19 protein-coding genes and 1 pseudogene are annotated in these 20,235 nt (G+C 71.6%); 11 read left to right on the top strand and 9 right to left on the bottom strand.

Annotation, left to right across the window (positions count from 1 at the left end; translation table 11 throughout):
* Positions 1 to 319: 319 nt before the first annotated feature.
* The 6 genes and pseudogenes from BLW04_RS28240 to BLW04_RS08170 all read left to right on the top strand — a co-directional run bounded on the left by BLW04_RS28240 (position 320) and on the right by BLW04_RS08170 (position 8,067).
* On the top strand, positions 320 to 571 hold the full coding sequence (locus tag BLW04_RS28240) for a hypothetical protein (RefSeq protein WP_254781175.1): 252 nt from the start codon (positions 320 to 322) through the stop codon (positions 569 to 571).
* Positions 572 to 815: 244 nt separating this feature from the next.
* Positions 816 to 1,145, top strand: a complete 330-nt coding sequence (locus BLW04_RS28235; protein ID WP_254781174.1) for a VldE C-terminal domain-containing protein — start codon at positions 816 to 818, stop codon at positions 1,143 to 1,145.
* Between the two features lie 140 nt (positions 1,146 to 1,285).
* Positions 1,286 to 4,555 (top strand): annotated as a pseudogene (gene fdh / locus BLW04_RS08185) (formate dehydrogenase).
* Positions 4,552 to 5,553 carry a 4Fe-4S dicluster domain-containing protein gene (locus BLW04_RS08180; protein WP_091538449.1) on the top strand — a complete coding sequence of 334 codons (1,002 nt, stop codon included), beginning with the start codon at positions 4,552 to 4,554 and terminating at the stop codon, positions 5,551 to 5,553. The pseudogene fdh and the gene BLW04_RS08180 overlap by 4 nt, the downstream one beginning before the upstream one ends.
* On the top strand, positions 5,550 to 6,572 hold the full coding sequence (gene nrfD / locus BLW04_RS08175; RefSeq protein ID WP_217630912.1) for an NrfD/PsrC family molybdoenzyme membrane anchor subunit: 1,023 nt from the start codon (positions 5,550 to 5,552) through the stop codon (positions 6,570 to 6,572). Before BLW04_RS08180 ends, nrfD begins: the two co-directional genes overlap by 4 nt.
* A gap of 4 nt (positions 6,573 to 6,576) precedes the next feature.
* Positions 6,577 to 8,067, top strand: a complete 1,491-nt coding sequence (locus BLW04_RS08170; protein WP_091538443.1) for a molybdopterin-dependent oxidoreductase — start codon at positions 6,577 to 6,579, stop codon at positions 8,065 to 8,067.
* A gap of 49 nt (positions 8,068 to 8,116) precedes the next feature.
* Here BLW04_RS08170 and BLW04_RS08165 read toward each other — a convergent pair whose 3' ends face one another.
* Complete coding sequence (locus tag BLW04_RS08165; RefSeq protein ID WP_091538441.1) at positions 8,117 to 8,476, bottom strand: hypothetical protein; 360 nt, start codon at positions 8,474 to 8,476, stop codon at positions 8,117 to 8,119.
* A 215-nt stretch (positions 8,477 to 8,691) separates the two neighbouring features.
* Here BLW04_RS08165 and BLW04_RS08160 point away from each other — a divergent pair, with 215 nt between their 5' ends.
* Positions 8,692 to 9,267, top strand: coding sequence for a copper chaperone PCu(A)C domain-containing protein (locus BLW04_RS08160; protein ID WP_175483952.1), 576 nt, complete (start codon positions 8,692 to 8,694; stop codon positions 9,265 to 9,267).
* 24 nt (positions 9,268 to 9,291) lie between these two features.
* Here BLW04_RS08160 and BLW04_RS08155 read toward each other — a convergent pair whose 3' ends face one another.
* From BLW04_RS08155 to BLW04_RS08145, 3 genes are read right to left on the bottom strand one after another with little or no spacing between them, the layout of a single operon-like run.
* Positions 9,292 to 10,548 (bottom strand): NAD(P)/FAD-dependent oxidoreductase, encoded by a 1,257-nt coding sequence (locus BLW04_RS08155; RefSeq protein WP_091538436.1) that lies wholly within the window; start codon positions 10,546 to 10,548, stop codon positions 9,292 to 9,294.
* Positions 10,545 to 11,138, bottom strand: a complete 594-nt coding sequence (gene folE / locus BLW04_RS08150; protein ID WP_091538685.1) for a GTP cyclohydrolase I FolE — start codon at positions 11,136 to 11,138, stop codon at positions 10,545 to 10,547. Before folE ends, BLW04_RS08155 begins: the two co-directional genes overlap by 4 nt.
* A gap of 38 nt (positions 11,139 to 11,176) precedes the next feature.
* Complete coding sequence (locus tag BLW04_RS08145) at positions 11,177 to 11,503, bottom strand: hypothetical protein (RefSeq protein WP_217630911.1); 327 nt, start codon at positions 11,501 to 11,503, stop codon at positions 11,177 to 11,179.
* Positions 11,504 to 11,592: 89 nt separating this feature from the next.
* On the opposite strand from BLW04_RS08145, the gene BLW04_RS08140 reads away from it, so the two are divergent.
* Positions 11,593 to 12,306 (top strand): helix-turn-helix transcriptional regulator, encoded by a 714-nt coding sequence (locus BLW04_RS08140; protein ID WP_091538431.1) that lies wholly within the window; start codon positions 11,593 to 11,595, stop codon positions 12,304 to 12,306.
* On the opposite strand, the gene BLW04_RS08135 is transcribed toward BLW04_RS08140, so the two are convergent.
* The 3 genes from BLW04_RS08135 to BLW04_RS08125 form a co-directional block, all read right to left on the bottom strand.
* Positions 12,282 to 13,745 (bottom strand): protein adenylyltransferase SelO, encoded by a 1,464-nt coding sequence (locus tag BLW04_RS08135; RefSeq protein ID WP_091538429.1) that lies wholly within the window; start codon positions 13,743 to 13,745, stop codon positions 12,282 to 12,284. The genes BLW04_RS08140 and BLW04_RS08135 overlap by 25 nt on opposite strands.
* A gap of 55 nt (positions 13,746 to 13,800) precedes the next feature.
* Positions 13,801 to 14,379: a hypothetical protein gene (locus BLW04_RS08130; protein WP_091538427.1), complete on the bottom strand. Its 579-nt coding sequence runs from the start codon at positions 14,377 to 14,379 to the stop codon at positions 13,801 to 13,803.
* A 103-nt stretch (positions 14,380 to 14,482) separates the two neighbouring features.
* Positions 14,483 to 14,977, bottom strand: coding sequence for a hypothetical protein (locus tag BLW04_RS08125; protein WP_091538425.1), 495 nt, complete (start codon positions 14,975 to 14,977; stop codon positions 14,483 to 14,485).
* A gap of 90 nt (positions 14,978 to 15,067) precedes the next feature.
* Between BLW04_RS08125 and BLW04_RS08120 the strand changes: the two genes are divergently transcribed.
* The 3 genes from BLW04_RS08120 to BLW04_RS08110 all read left to right on the top strand — a co-directional run bounded on the left by BLW04_RS08120 (position 15,068) and on the right by BLW04_RS08110 (position 18,797).
* Positions 15,068 to 17,434: an MMPL family transporter gene (locus tag BLW04_RS08120; protein ID WP_254781172.1), complete on the top strand. Its 2,367-nt coding sequence runs from the start codon at positions 15,068 to 15,070 to the stop codon at positions 17,432 to 17,434.
* Positions 17,431 to 18,258 carry an LmeA family phospholipid-binding protein gene (locus BLW04_RS08115; protein WP_175483951.1) on the top strand — a complete coding sequence of 276 codons (828 nt, stop codon included), beginning with the start codon at positions 17,431 to 17,433 and terminating at the stop codon, positions 18,256 to 18,258. The genes BLW04_RS08120 and BLW04_RS08115 overlap by 4 nt, the downstream gene beginning before the upstream one ends.
* Positions 18,259 to 18,506: 248 nt before the next feature.
* Entirely contained in the window at positions 18,507 to 18,797 is a 291-nt protein-coding gene (locus BLW04_RS08110; RefSeq protein WP_091538421.1) for a hypothetical protein, read from the top strand.
* Positions 18,798 to 18,904: 107 nt separating this feature from the next.
* Here BLW04_RS08110 and BLW04_RS08105 read toward each other — a convergent pair whose 3' ends face one another.
* Both BLW04_RS08105 and BLW04_RS08100 read right to left on the bottom strand, forming a co-directional pair.
* Complete coding sequence (locus BLW04_RS08105; RefSeq protein ID WP_139306773.1) at positions 18,905 to 19,309, bottom strand: hypothetical protein; 405 nt, start codon at positions 19,307 to 19,309, stop codon at positions 18,905 to 18,907.
* 17 nt (positions 19,310 to 19,326) lie between these two features.
* On the bottom strand, positions 19,327 to 20,109 hold the full coding sequence (locus BLW04_RS08100; protein WP_091538417.1) for a GAF and ANTAR domain-containing protein: 783 nt from the start codon (positions 20,107 to 20,109) through the stop codon (positions 19,327 to 19,329).
* Positions 20,110 to 20,235: the final 126 nt, after the last annotated feature.

The following is a 20,235-nucleotide window of genomic DNA, read 5'->3' as shown; positions in this document are numbered from 1 at the left end:
CTAGATCCACGTGGCCTGTCCCGAGCGGTCCGACCTGTACGCCGCCGTTCCCCAGACAGCAAAACCGCCTCCGCGGTCGCTGATTGTCGCGATTGCACAACGCGTCTACCGTGGCCGGGTTTGGTCGGTCGTCATGTCCCCAGCCGGGGAGTCCGAGGAGACGCCGCCGAGTCGTCCTGCGGGGCGAGTCGGGAACCCAGGACCCGGGTGCGCTCGCGCAGCTGATGCGTCCCGCCCGTCCCGCCGCTCGCTCACCTGCCGTGGCCCGCCGTCCACCGGGGGCGTGTGCTGCTGCGCCCGTACCCGTCGGAGCACCCCCATGGACCCCCGCACCGCCACCGGCCGGGCCGCCCACTTGCGCCGCCGCCGCCGCCGCCGCCGCCGCCGCCGTCCGCCCGCCCGCCGCCGTCCGCCGTCCGCCGTCTACCTGGGCGCCGCCGTGGCCGGCGCCGTGCTGGTGAACGTCCTCGTCGGCGCCGACCCGAGGGCGCACGCCGACACCGGCAGGGCGCAGTCGGTCAGCGTCGCTCAGCAGCTCGGCTGTCCGCCCGGTCGGGCCCGGTCGACGTGACCCAGGACCTGCGGCCGTTCGAGGAGCTGGCAGCCAGCCGCGGCACCCGCGAGGCCGCGCAGACCGCGGCGCAGCAGGTGCAGGCCGCCACGGACCAGCCCGAGCTCGACCGGCGCCGAGGCCGAGGCTGCGAGCCGGGCCGCCGCCGAGGGCACAGCGCAGGACCAGGCCGAGGGGCCGCCTCCTGCGACCACCGCAGCGTCGGCCGGCACGGTCCGCCCGGATCAGCAGGAGCGCTGGGAACGTGAAGCCGCAGGCGCACGCCGCCGCTGACGACGTCTCCCACGTACTCGGCGCCGACGGCATCACCATCGGGGGCATCCGGGCCGGCGCGGCCGATCCGAACGGTCACCCGTCCGGGCTGGCACTGGACTACATGGTCGGCTCCGACGACGTCCTCGGCGACGCTATCGCGCAGTACCAGATCGAGCACTGGGACTTCCTCGGCGTGGAGCACGTCATCTGGCAGCAGCGGATGCTCTCCTCGCCGACCGGCTCGTGGACGCCGATGGAAGACCGAGGGAGTGCAACGGCGAACCACTGGGACCACGTCCACGTGAACTACCGGGCCTGAACCAACCCGGCCGCCTTCCCCTCGGCGGCTCGGGTCCGTGGAGTGGCGCGGTCGCGACGGGCGCTCTATCTTTCGGTCCGGCGACAGTTGCCGCACACCAATGGTCTGCCGACTGCGCCCTGGAACGAAGGAGAAGGTCCATGAACCTGCGCACCACCGCCCTGCAGTGGCCGGTCCTCCGCCAGCTCCGCGGCGGTGATCCCCAGGCTCTCGGGGCTGCCGCGCAGTCGCGACACAGCGCGGACCTGCGCCCGCGCACGGAGACCGCGCAGAAGGTGGTCAAGAGCATCTGCCCGTACTGCGCGGTCGGGTGCGGGCAGAACGTCTACGTCGAAGACGGCCGGGTCACCCAGATCGAGGGCGACCCGGACAGCCCGGTCTCCCGCGGTCGCCTCTGCCCGAAGGGCTCGGCCAGCAAGCAGCTGGTGACCGGCCCGTCGCGGCAGTTCCAGGTGAAGTACCGCCGTCCCCACGGGGCGGAATGGGAGGACCTGGACCTCGAGACGGCGATGGACATGATCTCCGACCGGGTGATCAAGACCCGCCGTGAGACGTGGCAGGACGAGGCCGAGGGCAAGCGGGTCAACCGCACCATGGGGATAGCGAGCCTCGGAGGGGCGACCCTCGACAACGAGGAGAACTACCTCATGAAGAAGCTCTACTCCGCCATGGGCGCGATCCAGATCGAGAACCAGGCCCGCATATAGCACTCCTCCACGGTCCCCAGTCTGGGGACCTCGTTCGGCCGTGGCGGCGCCACGACCTTCCAGCAGGACCTGCAGAACTCCGACTGCATCGTCGTCGAGGGTTCGAACATGGCCGAGTGCCACCCGGTGGGCTTCCAGTGGGTGATGGAGGCCAAGGCCAAGGGCGCGAAGGTCATCCACGTCGACCCGCGGTTCACCCGGACCAGCGCGGTCGCCGACCTGCACGTGCCGCTGCGCGCCGGCAGTGACATCGCCCTGCTCGGCGCGCTGGTCAACTACGTGCTGTCCGAGGGCAAGGAGTTCCGCGAGTACGTCGTCGCCTACACCAACGCCGCGACCCTCGTCGGCGAGGACTTCCGCGACACCGAGGACCTCGACGGCCTGTTCTCCGGCTACGACGCCGACAAGCACATCTACGACCCGTCCAGCTGGCAGTACGAGGGGAGCGAGGTCGCCGCAGCCGCCGGTCACCGGGACGCCCAGTACAGCGACCGCGCCGGTGAGGACTCCTCCGAGGGGCAGCAGCGGAGCGGCGGCGGTCAGAGCCACGGCAGCGGGGGACCGTCGATCAGTGGCGACCCGGAGCGGGATGAGACCCTGCAGCACCCGCGCTCGGTGTTCCAGGTGCTCAAGCGGCACTTCGCCCGGTACACCCCGCAGATGGTGGAGGAGGTCTGCGGCGTCCCGCAGGACGTGTTCCGGCAGATGGCCGAGGCGATCACGGCCAACTCCGGCCGGGATCGGACGACGGCGTTCGTCTATGCGGTCGGCTGGACCCACCACACGGTCGGCGTCCAGTACATCCGGACGGCGGCCATCCTCCAAACGCTGCTGGGGAACATCGGCCGTCCCGGCGGCGGGATCATGGCGCTGCGCGGCCACGCGAGCATCCAGGGGTCCACCGACATCCCGACGCTGTTCAACATCCTGCCGGGCTACATCCCGATGCCGCACGCCCATCGGCACGAGAACCTGGCGGACTTCGTCCAGGCGGACGCCGGCACGAAGGGCTACTGGGGCAACATGCCCGCTTACACGATCAGCCTGCTGAAGTCCTGGTGGGGGGATGCGGCGACGGCGGATAACGACTACTGCTTCGACTACCTGCCCCGGCTCACCGGCGACCACGGCACCTACAACACCGTGATGCGTCAGATCGACGAAGGTGGCGGCGGCTACTTCGTCGTCGGGGAGAACCCGGCGGTCGGCTCGGCCAACGCCAAGATGCAACGCCGGGGCATGGCCAACCTGGACTGGCTCGTTGTCCGGGACTTCCAGATGATCGAGAGCGCCACCTGGTGGCTCGACGGGCCGGAGATCGAGACCGGCGAGATGCGCACCGAGGACATCGGCACCGAGGTGTTCTTCCTGCCTGCCGCCGCGCACACGGAGAAGAGCGGTAGCTTCACCAACACCCAGCGGATGCTCCAGTGGCACCACCAGGCGGTGGAGCCGGCAGGGGACGCCCGCAGCGAGCTGTGGTTCTACTACCACCTGGGCCGGATCATCCGGGAGAAGCTGGCCGGCTCGACCGACCCGCGGGACCGCCCGCTGCTGGACCTGACGTGGGACTACCCCACCGAAGGCCCGGTCGCCGAGCCGAGTGCCGAGACCGTCCTCGCCGAGATCAACGGCCGGGACGCCGACGGCAACCCACTGTCGGCCTACACCGCGCTGAAGGACGACGGCTCCACCTCCTGTGGCTGCTGGATCTACTGCGGGGTGTACGCCGACGGGGAGAACCAGGCCGCCCGGCGCAAGCCCGGCCAGGAGCAGAGCTGGGTCGCCCCCGAGTGGGGCTGGGCCTGGCCGGCGAACCGGCGGATCCTCTACAACCGCGCCTCGGCCGATCCGGCCGGGAAGCCGTGGAGCGAGCGCAAGGCCTACGTCTGGTGGGACGAGGACCAGGGGAAGTGGACCGGGCACGACGTGCCGGATTTCCAGCCGACCAAGCGCCCGGACTACCAGCCGCCGGACGGGGCCAAGGCGGAGGACGCGCTACGGGGCACCGACCCGTTCATCATGCAGAGTGACGGGAAGGCGTGGCTGTTCGCGCCCGCCGGTCTTACCGACGGGCCGATGCCGGCGCACTACGAGCCGGAGGAGTCGCCGTTCGAGAACGCCTTTTACGCCCAGCAGAGCAACCCGGCCCGGGAGACCCACTCCCGGCCGGACAACCGGTACCACCCCTCCGGAGACAAGCCGGGCAGTGACGTCTTCCCCTACGTGTTCACCACTTACCGGCTGACCGAGCACCACACGGCCGGGGGGATGAGCCGGTTCCAAAGCTACCTGTCCGAGCTGCAGCCGGAGTTCTTCTGCGAGATCAGCCCTGAGCTCGCGGCGGAGCGGGGGCTGGAGCACCTCGGCTGGGCGACGATCGTGACGGCCCGGACGGCGATCGAGGCCCGGGTCCTGGTCACCGAGCGGATGACCCCGCTGACGGTCCGGGGCCGCACGATCCACCAGGTGGGGCTGCCGTACCACTGGGGGTCCAACGGGCTGACAACCGGTGACGCGGCGAACGAGCTGGTGTCCATCGCGCTGGACCCGAACGTGCACATCCAGGAGACCAAGGCGGCCACCTGCGATATCCAGCCGGGACGGCGCCCGCGCGGGCCGCAGTTGCTGGAGTACGTGGCCGGCTACCGGCAGCGTGCCGGCATCGACGAACTGACGGGGACCGAGGCGAACCGGCGATGACCGCGACGACGCACAGGAGCAGCAACCCGGCGGCGCAGTTGGGCTACGACCAGCCGCCGGCACGCAAGGGCTTCTTCACCGACACCAGCATCTGCATCGGCTGCAAGGCCTGCGAGGTGGCGTGCAAGGAGTGGAACATGGTCCCCGAGGACGGCCTCGAGCTGTCCGGGATGTCCTACGACAACACCCAGGGGCTGGGCGCCTCGACCTGGCGGCACGTCGCCTTCATCGAGCAGCCGAAGTCGCTGGGCGGCCAGGAGTCCAACCTGCAGCATGAGGGGGTCGACGCCCTGGCCCTGGCCGGCGGCATGGCCACCTCGCCGGCGCCCTCGACCCGGACGCAGGTCGACCTCGGGATGCCCGGGACGGTGCTGCCGGGAGCGGAGGGGGATGCCGGTACGGCGACCCCGTTCCGGTGGTTGATGGAGTCCGACGTCTGCAAGCACTGCACGCACGCCGCCTGCCTGGACGTCTGCCCCACCGGTGCCCTGTTCCGCACGGAGTTCGGCACCGTCGTCGTCCAGGACGACGTCTGCAACGGCTGCGGGTACTGCGTGCCGGCCTGCCCGTACGGGGTCATCGAGAAGCGGGAGGGCCCCACCGGGAACGACGCCGTTGGTCTCGCCCAGAAGTGCACCCTCTGCTACGACCGCCTCAAGGGCGACCTGGAGCCCGCCTGTGCCAAGGCATGCCCGACCAAGTCGATCCAGTTCGGCGATCTCGATGAGCTCCGCGAACGGGCGCAGGTGCGCGTCGACCAGCTGGTGGCCGCCGGTGAGACCGGCGCCCGGCTCTACGGCCACGACCCGGACGACGGCGTCGGTGGAACCGGTGCCATGTTCCTGCTGCTCGACGAGCCCGAGGTGTACGGGCTGCCGCCGGACCCGGTGGTGACCACCCGGGACCTCCCGGAGATGTGGCGCCGCGCCGTCCTGGCCGCGGTCACGATGCTGGCCGGCGGCGTGGCCGTCTTCGCCCGGGAAAGGGGCAACCGGTGACCTCGACACCCACCACCCGGTCGTCGAACGGAAACCGGCCACGTCGCCGGCGCGGCCGCGGCGAGCTGAGCATGGTCCCCGACGCCAACTTCACCTCCTACTACGGGCGCCCGGTGGTCAAGCCGTCCCCCTGGACGGCGGACATCCCGGCCTACCTGTTCATGGGTGGGCTGGCCGGTGGATCGTCGCTGCTGGGCGCCGGAGCCGACCTGTCGGGACGGCCGATGCTGCGGCGTGGCGCCCGACTGGCCGCGCTGGGTGCTCTCTCGGGCAGTTTCTATGCGCTGGTGCACGACCTCGGGCGGCCGGCGCGCTTCCACCACATGTTGCGGGTCGCCAAGGCCACCTCGCCGATGAGCGTCGGTACCTGGATCCTCACCGCGTACGGACCCATGGCCGGGCTGGCAGCGGTCAGCGAGGCCACCCCGTTCCTCTCCCGCCGGATGCGCCGCAGCGTGCTGGGGCGGCGGCTGCCGACCGTCGGCCGGGCAGCCGGCCTGGTCGCCGCCGGGCTCGGGCCCGCGGTGGCCTCCTACACCGCCGTGCTGCTCGCTGACACCGCCACGCCCACCTGGCACGCGGCCCGCCGGGACCTGCCGCTGGTCTTCGTCGGCAGCGCCTCCGCAGCCGCCGGGGGGATGGGCCTGATCCTGGCGTCGCCGCAGGAGGCAGGTCCGGCCCGCCGTATGGCGATCGCCGGTGCGGCGCTGGACCTGGCGGCCAGCCACACCATGGAGTCCGGGATGGGGGTGACCGTGGAGCCGCTGCACGAGGGACGCGCGGGAACCCTGCTGAAGGCAGCGAAGGCGTTCACCACGGCAGGAGCCGCCCTGGCCGCGGTCGGCCGCCGGCGGCGGGACGTCTCCGCGCTGGCCGGGGTCTCCCTGCTGGCCGGGTCGGTGTGCACCCGGTTCGGGCTGTTCGAGGCCGGTCAGCAGTCGGCCCGGGATCCCCGTTACACCGTGGTGCCCCAGCGGGAGCGGCTGGACCAGCACGCCCGGGCGCACACCCCGGGCTGACCGTATGCCCGAGACACCGGTCTTCGTGATCATCACCCATTGGTTGAACGTGCTGTTCCTGCTGCTGATGGCTCGCTCCGGCATGGAGGTGCTGTCTGCCTTCCCAAAGATGTACGCGCGCGACGACTGCACGCCCGGACGGGAGTGGGCGCGGTTCTCGAAGAAGAACTTCGGAGCCGACTCCCGCCGGATGTGGTCCGGTGAGAACGAGGAGGAGTCCTGGTCATCGGTGGTCGCGCTGCCCGGCAAGAAGAACCTGGGTCTGGGCCGCCACTGGCACTTCGCGACCGTGCCGTTCTGGGTGCTGACGGGGGCGGTCTACGTCCTGCTGATGTTCACCTCGGGGTGGTGGCGGTACATGGTGCCCACCGGCTGGGACATCTTCCCCGACAGCATCAAGGCCGTCGGCACCTATCTGCACTTCCAGCTGCCTAAACCGATCCCGGGCGAGCCCTACGAGCCGGCGCAGAAGCTGGCTTACTTCGTGGTGGTGTTCCTGCTCGCGCCGTTCCAGATCGCCACCGGGGCGGCCATGTCACCGGCGGTGCTGAGCCGTTTCCCCTGGTACGGCAAGCTCTTCGGCGGCAAGCAGGGGGCGCGCAGCCTGCACTTCCTCGGCCTGGTCGCCTTCGCCGGCTTCGTGGTCCTGCACACGTTCCTCGTGGTGATTCACGGGCTGCCGAAGGAACTCACCCTCATCACGCTGGGGAGCGAACTGGCCGACCACACGGTCGGGTTGGTCATCGGCCTGGGCCTCATCGCGCTGATCATCGTGGTCCACGCGGTCGCGACGGTCTTCTCCCTGCGACGCAAGCGCTCGACCCAGCACCTCCTCGGCGCGATCGTGCACCCACTGGAGCACGCGCTCTCCCGGGCTGCCCGCTCGCACCAGCACCAGCGCCGGCGGAAGATCTCGCCGTACTTCCGGGTCAACGGCTACCCGCCGACCGACCCGGCGTACGACGCGCTGGCTGCCGACGGCTTCGCGGACTACCGGCTGGCTGTGGGTGGCCTGGTCGAGCAACCGGTGTCCCTGTCGCTGCCGGAGCTCACGGCGCTGGGTGTCCAGTCGCAGACCACCGACCACAACTGCATCCAGGGCTGGACCGGGATCGCCGAGTGGAGCGGTGTGCCGCTGTCCCGCGTGCTCGAGCTGGTCAAGCCGCTGCCGAGCGCCCGCTTCATCGTCTTCTACGCCATGGACGACAAGGGCCTGACCGACGAGCACGCCGACCGGTACGGCCACTTCTACGGCAGCCTGGAGATCGCCCTCGCCGCCGATCCGCAGACCATCCTGGCGGTGGGGATGAACGGGGTCCCGCTGCCCGTCGAGCACGGGGCACCGGTCCGTCTGCGGGCCGAGACCCAGCTCGGCTTCAAGATGGTGAAGTGGCTGCGCGGCATCGAGTTCGTCGAGGACCTCAGCGACATCGGGCAGGGGCAGGGTGGCTGGCGCGAGGACTTCCAGCAGTACTCCACCTACGCCGGCATCTGAGCGCCCGGACGCGACCGTCCGGCGCCCCCGCCAGGCGCTGGTCACCTGCTCAGGCCCGGTGGCCCCATCGTCGAAGCACGGCGCCCACCAGCAGGAGGACGGACAGCCGGCTCAGCCGCCGGGCCCAGACGGGGCGTCGGGCCCCTGGCCGCCCGGGCCGCAGCCGGGAACGGACCGCGCCCAGGGCCTCGGTGAGCCGGGCCCGCTCGGCTGCGACATCAACGGCGAGGGCCTCGACGTCCCCGCTGGCCACCGCGGCGGCCCGGGCCACCTGCGCGCGGCGTTCGGTCACGGGCTCGCCTCCCACCTGGGAGCGGGCGCGGGTGTGCTCCAGGAACTCCGACATGCTCGCACCCGGGCCGCGGCCGCCCAGCACGGTCGCGCGCAGCCGCGCCAGGTCGGCCGCCACTGGGTGCCCGCTCTCAGCGGGGCGCGTCGACGGTCGAGTGTCGGGTCCCGACGGGCTTGTCATGTGCCGACTGTCTCAGGTGGTCGGGGAGGGGGCATCCTCAGCCGTTGGCACGTCGTCCACGGCCGGCTGCCAGGTGACGATCCGACAACAGTTGCATCAGCGCAAGGCCGGGCGGGTAGCGAGCGCAGAGCCCCCCACCGGAAGGACCGATCGTGCCCGTCCCTGAGCCACCCAAGTCGATCCGTCGCTGGTTCGCCGTCGTCCCGCTCGCAGCAGCCGTCGTCCTGTCCGGCTGCGGCAGTGCGGCACCGACCGAGACCCCGCAGGCCGAGGTGTCCGGCGGTGCCATCGGACCGGACAAGGCGGTCAGCGCCGACGTGAAGGTGCTGCAGGTCCACCTCGAGTACCCCCTCGACGGCCGCTACGACGTCGGGGAGGATGCCAGCCTGTACCTGGGCATCAGCAACACCGGTTCCGTGCCCGACGTGCTCGTCGACGTCAGCGGCCCGGACTTCGCCGAGGCGCGCACCACGGGCGCGCAGGACGGCGACGTGCTGGCCATCGAGGTGCCCGCCAATGACAACGTCTACGTCGGCGCCGAGGGTGCGCCGGCTCTGACGCTGGTGGACCTCGACCGCGCGCTCCGGTCCTCGGAGTCGATCCCGGTCACCTTCACGTTCGAGCGAGCCGGGACGGTCACCGTGGACGCGATGGTCGCCGCGGAGGGACAGACGCCGAGCGCGACGGTCGACTTCCCCCGGAACAGCGGGGAGCCGGACGACAAGTGAGCGGGCCGTGGCGGCACAGCGGGGTCACGGTGCTGGGGAAGTAGTGACCGCGTCGGCGAGCGCCACTCCAGGATCGGCCAGCCGTGCGGTGTCGACCGGCGATCCGGAGCGGATCAGGTCGCCGATCGGTCCGGTGACGTCCCAGACGTTGACGTTCATGCCGGCGAGCACCCGCGCGCCGGACATCCAGAAGGCGATGAACTGCCGGGAGGCGGGATCGCCGCGGACGACCACCTGGTCGTAGCCGCCGGGGGAGACGTACCCGGTGTACTCCAGGCCCAGGTCGTACTGGTCGCTGAAGAAGTACGGCAGCCGGTCGTAGCTGGTCGGCAGCCCGAGCATCGCCCGTGCCGCGGTCCGGGGCTGGTTGAGCGCGTTCGCCCAGTGCTCGACCCGGATCGATCGGCCCAGCAGAGGATGGGCCGCGTTGGCGACGTCCCCGGCCGCGAAGACGTCGGGGTCGGAGGTGCGCAGCTCGGAGTCGACCAGGATCCCGTCGTCCACGTCCAGCCCGGCCCGTCCGGCGAGATCGGTGTCCGGCAGGACCCCGACCCCGGCGAGTACGACGTCGGCCTCGAGCTCCGTGCCGTCGTCCAGGTGCACCGTGGCCGACGACGTCCGGCCGGGACCGGCCGGCCGGACGCCGGTGAGGGTGACACCGCACCGGAGATCGACGCCGTGATCGCGGTGCAGACCCGCGAAGACCCCGGCGACCTCGGGCCCGAGCACCCGCAGCAGCGGCAGCTCCGCGTGCTCGAGCACGACCACGTCGCAGCCCGCGCCCCGGGCCGCGGCAGCGGTCTCCAGCCCGATCCACCCGGCGCCGACCAGGACCACCCGGGCACCGGGGGAGAAGTCGGTGCGCAGCCGATCACTGTCGTCCACGCTGCGCAGGTACCGCACGTCGACCTGGTCGGCCCCCAGGACGGCGAGCGTGCGCGGCCGCGCGCCCGTCGTCAGCAGCAGCCGGTCGTAGCCGAGCCGGTCCCCGCTGTCCAGAACGACCTGGTGCCGCCGACGGTCCAGCTCGGTCACCCGGGTGGAACGCCGGAGCTCCACCCGGTTCTCGGCGTACCAGGGCTCGGGATGGACGAAGACCGACGCGCGGTCGGCTGCTCCGGCCAGGTAACCCTTGGACAGCGGCGGGCGCTCGTACGGCGGGTGCGGTTCGGCCCCGACGAGGACGATGCGCCCGGCGAAGCCCTCGGAGCGCAGGGCCGCGGCCGCGGAGGCGCCCGCGAGGCCGGCGCCGACGATGACGAAGGTCTGTCGATCGGTCATGACCCGGCCCTCCTGACCGGCTGGGAGGTGAGCGTGCGGGACTCCGACCGTAAACTGGGGTCGTTCCGCAGCGTGCCGAGGAGCGTCGAGGTGACGGTGGTGGAGCCGAGGCTGCGCACGCCGCGCAACGACATGCACAGGTGCTCGGCCTCCAGGACGACGCCGACCCCGCGTGGCTGCAGCTGGTCGTGCAGCCAGTCGGCCACCTGCTTGGTCAGTCGCTCCTGCACCTGCGGTCTCCGGGCGAACAGCTCCACCACCCGGGCCAGCTTGGACAGGCCGACGATCCGGTCCCGGGGGTGATAGCCGACGTGCGCCACCCCGACGAAGGGCAGCATGTGGTGCTCGCACAGTGACTGCACCGGGATGGAGCGGGCCAGCACCAGCTCGTCATAGCCCTCGTCGTTGGGGAACGTCGTCAGGTCGAAGGTGCGCGGCGTCAACATCTCGGCGTAGGCCTGCGCCATCCGCCGCGGGGTGTCGTCCAGCCCCGGGCGATGTGTCGGGACACCCAGCGCCCGCAGGAAGCCCTCGGCCGCAGTTTCGGCCGCCGCGAGGTCGGGCACGTGCCCGTCGGGCAGCACCCGCATGCGGCCGATCGGGGACGGCTGCACGGCAGCGCCGGCTGTCATGACGCCGGGACCCGGTCGGTGAGGTGCACGACGGCCGCAAGCTGGGCCAGGGACAGCGCACCGAGCAGCAGGCCGACGTCCCGCAGCGCCACGTCGTAGAAGTCCCCGAGCAGCAACAGGTTGCCGATGATGCCGACGAGCCAGGCGGCCACGACCCAACTGCCGAAGCGCGACGCGACGGCGGTGAGCACGTCGGCGAACTTGTCCGACTCGAAGACGACCGGCAACACGGTGAACCCGGCGCGGAGCACCCAGAAGACCTGGTGGACCGCGGACGAGGGGATCGGGGCGGCGACGACCGGGACCTTGCTCTGAAGGGCCACGATGTCCTCCTTCTATGAGACGATGGCCGAGACGTTAGAACGTGGCGCTTCTTACGGCAACAGACTTGTCTCTTAGAAATCAGGCATCCATGACCGCGGATGATCTCGACGCCCGCATCGCCGGCGTCAGTGCCCTGGCCGATCCGGTCCGGCGCTCGCTCTACCAGTTCGTGGTCCGCCAGCCCGGAGCCGTCAGCCGGGACCAGGCGGCCGCCGAACTCGATCTGCCCAGGCACACCGCGAAGTTCCACCTGGACCGGCTGGTGGAGGAGGGTCTGCTGGTTCCCGAGTTCCGGCGGCTGTCCGGACGGCGCGGCCCGGGAGCGGGGCGTCCAGCGAAGCTGTACCGCCGTTCGGAGCGACAGCTCGCCGTGTCGCTGCCGGAACGGCGCTACGACGTGGCGGGCCACCTGCTGGCCGCAGCCATCGAGCGCGCCGCGGACGACGGGACGCCGGTGCGGACCGCGGTGGGGGAGTCCGCCGCTGAGGAGGGGCGCCGCATCGCGGCTTCCTCCAGTGGGCCCGGCCCGCAGCTGTCCGGTCCACTGGAGGAAGCGGCCGCCGTCCTCGCGGAGCACGGGTACGAGCCGCGGGTCGACGGCGATGTCGCCGTCCTCGCCAACTGCCCCTTCTCCGACCTGGCGCGGGAGCACACGGCGCTGGTGTGCGGCATGAACCACGACCTCATCGGCGCCTTCCTCGCCGAGCGGGGCTACTCCTCGATCGAGGCCCGGCTCGACCCGGCAGACGGTCGTTGCTGCGTCACGCTGATCAGTCGTCAGGTGCCGCAGAAGGTCCGGTAGGCGCCGAAGTCCTCCGGGGCGGGCGCGGCGTAGCGCCCGAGGCCGGGTCGCTCGTCGTAGGGGGCGGTCACTGCGCCCAGGAGCCGTACGAGCGGGTCCAGGTCGCCGCGGGTCGCAGCGGCGAGGGCCTCCTCGACCAGGTGGTTGCGGGGGATGTAGACGGGGTTGACCCGCTCCATCGCGTCGGCGTCCGGACCCGCGGCGCGCCAGCGCGCCAGCCAGCCGTCGAACCCGGCCAGGTCGAGGAACAGGTTGCGGGCGGACTCGGCGTCGCCGCGGGCGGCTCCGCCGAGGAGGCGGAAGAACGAGGTCAGATCGACGCGGTCCGCCTGGAGCAGTGCGAGCAGCTCGTCGGCCAGTGGCGAGACCACCGCCTCGGCCAGGCCCTCGGGCAGGCCGAGCTTGGCCCGCATGCCGGCCGACCAGGCGGCGTCGTACTGCCGACGGAACCCGTCGAGGGACGCCACCGCGAGGGCGACCGCCTGCTCCTGGTCGTCGGAGAAGAGCGGGAGGAGGGCCTCGGCGAGGCGGGCGAGGTTCCACTCGGCCGCGGCCGGCTGGTTGCCGTAGGCGTACCGCCCACCGGTGTCGATCGAGCTGTAGACCGTGGCCGGGTCGAAGGCATCGAGGAAGGCGCACGGCCCGTAGTCGATGGTCTCGCCCGAGATCGTCATGTTGTCGGTGTTCATGACCCCGTGGACGAAGCCCACGAGCATCCACCGGGCCACCAGTGACGCCTGGGCGGCGACCACCGCCTCGAACAGCGCCAGGGCGGGGCGCTCGGCCTCGGCGGCGCCGGGGTGGTGCCGGCTGATCGCGTGATCGGCGAGGCGGCGCAGCAGATCGACGTCGCCGGTCGCCCGCGCGTACTGGAAGCTCCCCACGCGCAGGTGACTGCTCGCGACCCGGGCGAGCACGGCTCCGGGCAAGATGGTCTCCCGGCGCACCCTGCGCCCGGTCGCGACCACCGCGAGGGAACGGGTCGTGGGGATGCCGAGGGCGTGCATCGCCTGGCTGACGACGTACTCGCGCAACATGGGACCGACTGCAGCGAGGCCGTCGCCGCCGCGTGCGAACGGCGTCCGCCCGGAGCCCTTGAGGGCCAGATCGCGGAGCTGGCCGTGGGTGTCGGTGATCTCACCGAGCAGGAGCGCGCGCCCGTCGCCGAGGCGCGGGACGAACCCACCGAACTGGTGCCCGGCGTAGGCCTGCGCCACCGGGGTGGCACCGCCGGGAACGACGTTGCCGACCAGCAGGCGCAGGCCGTCGGGGCTGCGCAGCCAGGCGGCGTCAAAGCCCAGGTCAGTGGCCAGCGGCTCGTTGAGCACGAGCAGCCGTGGATCCGGAGCCTCCTCGGCCGGCCAGGGAAGGGCCATCTCCGCGAGCTCGCGGGCGAAGCGGTCGTCCAGGGGAACGGTCGGTGGCGGGGCGACGCTCACCCTGCCGAGACTACGTCGGATACCTGGACCGGGCGGCCGTGCCAGCCACCCCGCGTCAGCCGGCGGGGAGGGTGAAGCCGCTGGCGATGTTCAGCGTGGTGCCGACCATGAGGTACATCAGCCACAGGCCGGTGAGCACGTGTGCCAGTCCGAGCACCCGCTCGAACGCCTCCTTGCCCACGGCCACGAAGAAGTCGGCAACGTACACCGCGGTCAGGCCGACGAAGAGCACGCCCACCGCCCACACCCCGGCATCGAAGAAGACGAACGCTCCGAGCACGGAGATCACGGTGAACGCCACCGACATGCCGGCGTTGGGCCGCGGATCGTTCTCCCGGTACCGGTTCCACCCCAGGGCGAACCAGTGGATGCCGTACGCGGAGAACGCCAGGGCCGCCATGAACAGGGCTGGGTCGTCGAAGACCTGGAACCAGGTCATCCCGACGAACAGCAGGATGCCGGTGACCACCTGGCACAGGCCGGGCAGGAAGATGCCCCAGACGCCGAGTGAGCGGTCCACCGACGGATCGCGGGCCGGGAAGTTGAACAGCTCCTGCGGCCCCCAGATCAGATATCCGGTGCCCAACCCGAAGAAGCCCAGGACCACCGGGACGAAAGTGGATGTCTCGAACATCGTCGCCTCCTGCCGAGAGGTCGCTTGCCATATGACAAGCATCCGCAGGTTAGCGCCGAACCGCCGTTCCGGCAGGTCGGCCGGACGCCGGCTCCGGACCGGGTCAGCTGGTCGGCGCGGCAGCCGAGGACAGCGACGGGTCGGCGTCGACCAGCGATCCGTTCGGAAGGCGGGTCGCGACGTGACAGTCGTCGATGTTCTCGCGCAACCGGCCCTGCAGCGGTTGCAACTGCCGGATCACCTCGTCGAGCCGCGCGGCGTTGAGCTGACTGGCTGCCTCACCGAGGTCGTTGACGGACCGGTAGATGTCCTGGGCTGCGTTCAATGCCCGCAGACAGGCGTCGTTGACCACCAGTTCCGCGGTGGCGCCCGCCGCCGGTGAGGTCGGCTGCGCCGAGGTGGGCCCGGCGGCCTCTGACGGGGTGGGCCCGGCGGCCGGACCCGCCGCCGGCAGCGCGGACGATCCCTCGCTGAGCAGGCCGACGAGGATGGCGCCCGCGAACAGGCCGACGACGAAGGTGGCCGCAGCCAGCCACCAGCGCGCCGCACGACGGGACCGCCCTTCCGGAGCCGGTGACCTTGTCTCAGCGTCCGCCATGGTCGTCCTTTCACCGCCGGGCGCGTGCACACAACCGCCGGTAGCCTACGGCTGCCCTGCCTGAGGTACGACCGCGGAGCTGGAGGCACTGTGCGCTCACCGGCCGTCGCCCGCGGCGTCACCGCCCTGGCTGGTGCCGCCCGGCGGGTCGGCGGGTCGAGCCGGGCGGTGACCGGGCGGGTCGCCCGCGGCTACCGACGCGCCGTCGTGTCCGCCCGGTGGTGGATCGTGGTCGGGTGGATCGTGGCGACCGTGCTGGTGTCCTCGGTCCTGCCGACGGCCGGAGGTGGGGGGGCTGACATCGGCAGCCTGCTGCCCGAGGGCAGCCCGGCGGCAGCTATCCAGCAACGGTCGCTGGAGACCTTCCAGGTGCCTGTGCTGTCCGAGACGTCCGTGGTCGTGCACGACCCCGGGGGCCTGAGCGTGCTGACCCGGGCCGACGTGGTCCTGTGGGCGTTGACCTACACCCAGGCCAATCTGGACGGCGCGGTACCGCCCGGGCGCGGGCACATCATCGCCGCGGTCCCGATACCCACCTCCACGCCGGAGACGGCGGTCACCTACCTCTACGTGTCCGGCGACACGTCGCTGGCCCGGACCGAGGAACTCGCGCAGGAGTACGCCGCCCACTTCCACAACCAGAGCTCCGTCCAGACCTACGTCACCGGCCTCGTTCCGGCCCAGGTGCGGCAGGCCTATTACCTGGAGTCGCGGCTGCATCCCTTCGAGGTCGCGACGCTGATCCTGATCGCCGTTGTCGTCGGTATCACCTTCCGGTCGGTCGTGGCGCCCTTCGTGGTGCTCCTGGCCGCCGGGCTCGGTTACCTGGTCGCGGTCCGGGTCCTCGGGCTGCTGGCGGCGGCCCTGGGCTTCGCGTTGCCCGACCAGCTGCAGCCGCTGATCGCCGCTCTGCTCATCGGGGTGATCACCGACTATTGCGTGCTGTTCTTCTCCGGTCTGCGTGAGCAACTCGACCGCGGGCTGCCCCGACTGGAGGCCACCCGCCGGGCCGTGGCCACGAACGCACCGATCATCGCGGTCGCCGGGATCACCGTCGCCGGCGGGACGGCCGCGCTGCTGGCGGCCAACTTCCAGCTGTTCCGTGCGTTCGGACCGGCGCTCTCGCTCACCGTCGTCATCGGGGTGCTCGTGTCCCTGACGTTGGTCCCCGCCCTGATGGCCATCCTCGGGGAGCGGCTCTTCGGGTCCGGGAGCCGGCGGCCGGCGCCTCGGCCGGCAACCGGACGGCGAGCCGGACAAAGTGCCGGGCGGCTGATCCGCATCGTGGCGAGCCGGCGGGGCGCGGCGATCGCGACGGTGCTCACCGTGGGGGTGCTCCTGCTCGCCGCCGCTCCACTGCTGCACATGCGCCTGAGCCTGTCCTTCACCTCCGGGTTGCCGTCGGGTGACCCCGTACGCCGGGGCGCAGCCGTCCTCGAGGAATCCGGGGTTCGCGGCGTGGTCGCCCCCACCGAGGTCCTCATCGACGGGCCGGACATCGTCGAGCAGCGGGAGGCACTGGGCCGGCTCCAGCAGGCGATCGCCGCCCAGCCGGGCGTGGCCGAGGTGCTGGGCCCGGCGCAGAACCCCCTGCCCGACAGCTACGGGGTGGTCTTCTCCCGGGACGGCGACACCGCACGCGTCATCGTCATCCTGGACAGTGACCCGCTGGGCGGCACGGCGATCAGCGACCTCCGGCAGCTCCACGGCCGGCTCGACGGGCTCGCCGCGCAGGCCGGGATCCCCGACGCCGATGTCGCGGTGACCGGTCAGACGGCGATCGCCGCCGAGCTGACCGCGCTCACCCGGGAGAACCTCCGGCTCACGCTCTCGGCAGTGCTGCTCGTCGAGCTGCTCATCCTGGTCGTGTACCTGCGGGCCTTCTTCGCACCGCTGGCACTGCTGGTGTCTAGCGCCCTGGGGGTCGCTGCGGCGCTGGGCCTGAGCGTCCTGGTGTTCCAGGGCCTGCTCGGCGACCCGGGGCTGGTCTTCTACGTTCCGTTCGCGACCGCGGTCCTCCTGCTGGCGCTGGGCTCGGACTACAACGTCTTCGCGGTCGGCTCCATCTGGGAGGCGGCGGCCCGACATCCGCTGAGCAAGGCGATCGCCCTGGCGATGCCCCGCACGGCCCGGGCGATCAGTGCTGCCGGGCTCATCCTCGCCGCCACGTTCGCGATGGTCGCCATCATCCCGCTCGAGACCTTCCGACAGGTCGCGTTCACCATGGCAGCGGGGCTCCTCATCGACACCTTCCTCATCCGCCCGGTCCTCACCCCCGCCGTACTGACCCTCCTCGGGCCCGCGGCGAGCTGGCCGAGCCGGCGGATCCGTACCGAGGCGGTGCCGGTCGGGGAGCTCCGCGCGACGGCGGTGGCCGGAGCGCGGAACCCGGGCCGCGAACTCCCGGAAGACGGGTCCGGCGAGCTGCCGGCCGGAACGGAGGAAGGACGGCGGTGACCGGCAACGAAATTCAGCAGGACGACCAGCAGGACCAGCAGCGGGACGATCAGGGGGACGGCGAGGCACCAGCGCGTCGGGGTACCGCGCGACGTCCGGGCGGGCGTCGTCCGGCCCTCGGCACGATCGCGCTGGGGGTCAGCGTCGTCCTCGGCACCGCGCTGCTGCTCTGGGGAGCCGACTGGCTGGCCAGGTGGGGCGCCGAGTCCCTGCTCGCCCGCAACGTCCAGCAGGCGACCGGGGCGCCCGAGCGGCCGTCGGTGCACGTGCGCGGCACCTTCTTCCTGCCCCAGCTGATCCGGGGCCGCTACGGCGACGTGGAGATCACCGTCCACGACCTGTCGTCGGGGCCGCTGCACATCGAAGAGGTGCACGCGCAACTCACCGGCGTGCACCTTCCGTTCCACGACGTGCTCGTGCGGAACTCCGGTCCGGTCTTCATCGAGGGAACCGTCGAGGAGGCGTTCCTTTCCTACGACAGCCTCAACCACTACCTCGACGTCACGGGGCGCCCGGTGACCATCGGCGCCGGCTCGCAGGACGGCGTCCGGCTCACCGGGACCGTGGAGATCCTGGGTCGGTCGATCTCTGCGGCGACCCAGGCCCGGCTTCTGCCACGGGAGGGGGCGCTGGCCGTGCAACCGACGCAGCTGGACACCGACACGATCCTGGACCCGGCCAGCCGCCTCCTGCTGGGGCAGCGCTTCACCTTCCTGGTCCCGCTCGACCCGTTGCCTTTCGGCCAGCGGCTCACCGCCGTGGAACCCCGGGGCTCCGGGCTGCTCGTCCGGGCCCAGGGCACCGATGTGGTCATCCGGCGATGAGGCACACGGTCACAGGCGCGTCAAGATTCGTCCGTGCGCCAGCGGTGTGAGCCGGCTCACTTTATTCTCGGTGCATGGCCCCATCGGTACGGCGCACCCGGTTGGCGACTCTGCTGGCGACGGGAGGCCTCGCACTGGCCGCCCTATCCGCCTGTTCGGGTGAGGCCTCCACCGCTGCCGATGCCGTCGGCAGCGCGGCATCCTCCGCGAGTGACAGCCTGTCGCGAGGGGGCGCCGGTGAGTCATCCGTGGCGACGTCGAGCGCCGGTCCGAGCGCCGCTGGGGCCTCCAGCACCGACAGCGGCGTGGACTGCGCCGGCACCACCTGCACGGTCACGCTGGCCGGTGACGGCACGGAGGTCCAGGTGCTGGGCACCACGATCTCGCTGGGCGCGGTCGAGAACGGTCGCGCGACCATCGGGGTCGGGGGGCAGGAGTTTTCTTGCAGCCAGGGTGAGAGCGTCTCGGCCGGGCCGCTGACGGTGGAGTGCACCACCATCACCACCGACGGCGTCACCCTCACCGCTTCGCTGGGCTGACCGAGAGCCCGGCCGGGCCGGGCCCTTTCCCCGATGAGGCCGGTGAGCCGCCGCAGTCGCCCGGCGACCGGCGCGGTCAGCAGTGCCGACGCCACGGACCGGGTCAGCTACCCGAGGTCGGTGTACAGCTGCGCGAGTTGCACTGCACCCAGACACAGCAGGGCCTGGACGAACCGCGTGACCTCGGTCAGTGGACAGCTGCGGTCAGGCCCTCGCCAGACCTCCCGGTGACCTTCCTCGATCCGGACCGCGTCCCAGTTCTGCGAGGACCAGGCCGGTGGGTCGGGTGCCAGGAGCTCCACTGCCACATCCGCGCGCGCGGCCTGGCGAACCTGGAGGCGGACATCGGGATAGCCCCACAGCATCTCCACGGTGATGGCCGCCGGGAGGTTCAGCGCCGTGAACTTTTCGCAGAGTTCCTGCAGTGACCGGTCTATGCACTCGCCGAGAAGAGAAGTCGTCACTGCAGCACCGGTCCTCGCGCATGCCTGAACCCGCCAGGCTGCCTGCATAGCCTCTCGCCGGAACGTTACGTGCGCGGCGCATCGTCCGCCAGCGGCCGGGTCGCAGGTGACCGATGGCGGACGGGGTTCCACGGCGTGTCCGATGAGCCGCGCCCGGGTTCGTGCGCATCGAGGACCGCGGTGGCGACGTCCCGCAGCTTGCGGTGGCTCTCCTGCGACTGGGTGCGCAGCAGCGCGAAAGCCTCCTGGCTGCTGAGGTGGTGCTGGCTCATCAGCAGACCTCGGGCGCGCTCGACCACCCCGCGGGTCGCCAGGGCCTGCTGCAGGTGCTCGATGAGCTCCCTGCTCTGGAAGTACAGGGTGGCGTTGTCCAGCGCGACGCCACCCTGGGCCGCGAAGAGCAGCGCGACGTCATGCGTGGTGCCGGCGAAGACGTCGGACCGATCGGCGTAGAGGTTCAGTGCCGCTGAGGGCACCAGATCGGTGCGCAACGGCAGCGCGAGACAGCTCGCAAAGCCGTGCTTCCGCGCGACGGCCCGGAAGGCGGGCCACCGGGCCTCGCGGGCCATGTCGTCGATCCGCCGCGGCTCGTTGTGCTGGAGGGTCTCCTGTGCCGGTCCGCTCCCGTCGGGCCGGAACTGGACGTCGTGACAGGAGGTGATCCGCTCGTCCGACACTGCGGCGGTCAATCCGCCGCCCGCGGCGGAGACCGTCAGGCCTGCCGCTGAGCATCCCGGGACCAGCGAGATCGCGTGGTCCACCAGTCGCTGGAGGACCGCGGTCGACTCCTCGTCGCCCTCGGCGAGTCGAGCGAGCTGCGTCAGCTCGGCAGCGAGGGAGGGGTCCATCGGAGCAGTCTCCCCGCGAGGCGCGCTCCGCGCAGTGTCGCTGGGCGGGACGTAGACCAGGCGTACCGAGGTGCGGAGTGGCCGGCCGACTCGCACACTTTCCCTCTACCAACAATCCTGCTGTTC

The organism is Modestobacter sp. DSM 44400 (assembly GCF_900107175.1).
Classification (GTDB): Bacteria; Actinomycetota; Actinomycetes; order Mycobacteriales; family Geodermatophilaceae; genus Modestobacter.
The sequence above is the reverse complement of the archived record's forward strand: the minus strand, read 5'-3'. Positions and strand labels throughout refer to the sequence as shown.

Bases quoted from the DNA above. Each gene is read 5' to 3' on its own strand.
- folE (WP_091538685.1), bottom strand. From the start codon at position 11,138: ATGCGGGTGCTGCCCGACGGGCACGTGCCCGACCTCGCGGCGGCCGAA.
- BLW04_RS08180 (WP_091538449.1), top strand. From the start codon at position 4,552: ATGACCGCGACGACGCACAGGAGCAGCAACCCGGCGGCGCAGTTGGGC.
- BLW04_RS08170 (WP_091538443.1), top strand. From the start codon at position 6,577: ATGCCCGAGACACCGGTCTTCGTGATCATCACCCATTGGTTGAACGTG.
- BLW04_RS08140 (WP_091538431.1), top strand. From the start codon at position 11,593: ATGACCGCGGATGATCTCGACGCCCGCATCGCCGGCGTCAGTGCCCTG.
- BLW04_RS08100 (WP_091538417.1), bottom strand. From the start codon at position 20,109: ATGGACCCCTCCCTCGCTGCCGAGCTGACGCAGCTCGCTCGACTCGCC.
- BLW04_RS08125 (WP_091538425.1), bottom strand. From the start codon at position 14,977: ATGGCGGACGCTGAGACAAGGTCACCGGCTCCGGAAGGGCGGTCCCGT.
- BLW04_RS08155 (WP_091538436.1), bottom strand. From the start codon at position 10,548: ATGACCGATCGACAGACCTTCGTCATCGTCGGCGCCGGCCTCGCGGGC.
- BLW04_RS28240 (WP_254781175.1), top strand. From the start codon at position 320: ATGGACCCCCGCACCGCCACCGGCCGGGCCGCCCACTTGCGCCGCCGC.
- BLW04_RS08105 (WP_139306773.1), bottom strand. From the start codon at position 19,309: ATGCAGGCAGCCTGGCGGGTTCAGGCATGCGCGAGGACCGGTGCTGCA.
- BLW04_RS08130 (WP_091538427.1), bottom strand. From the start codon at position 14,379: ATGTTCGAGACATCCACTTTCGTCCCGGTGGTCCTGGGCTTCTTCGGG.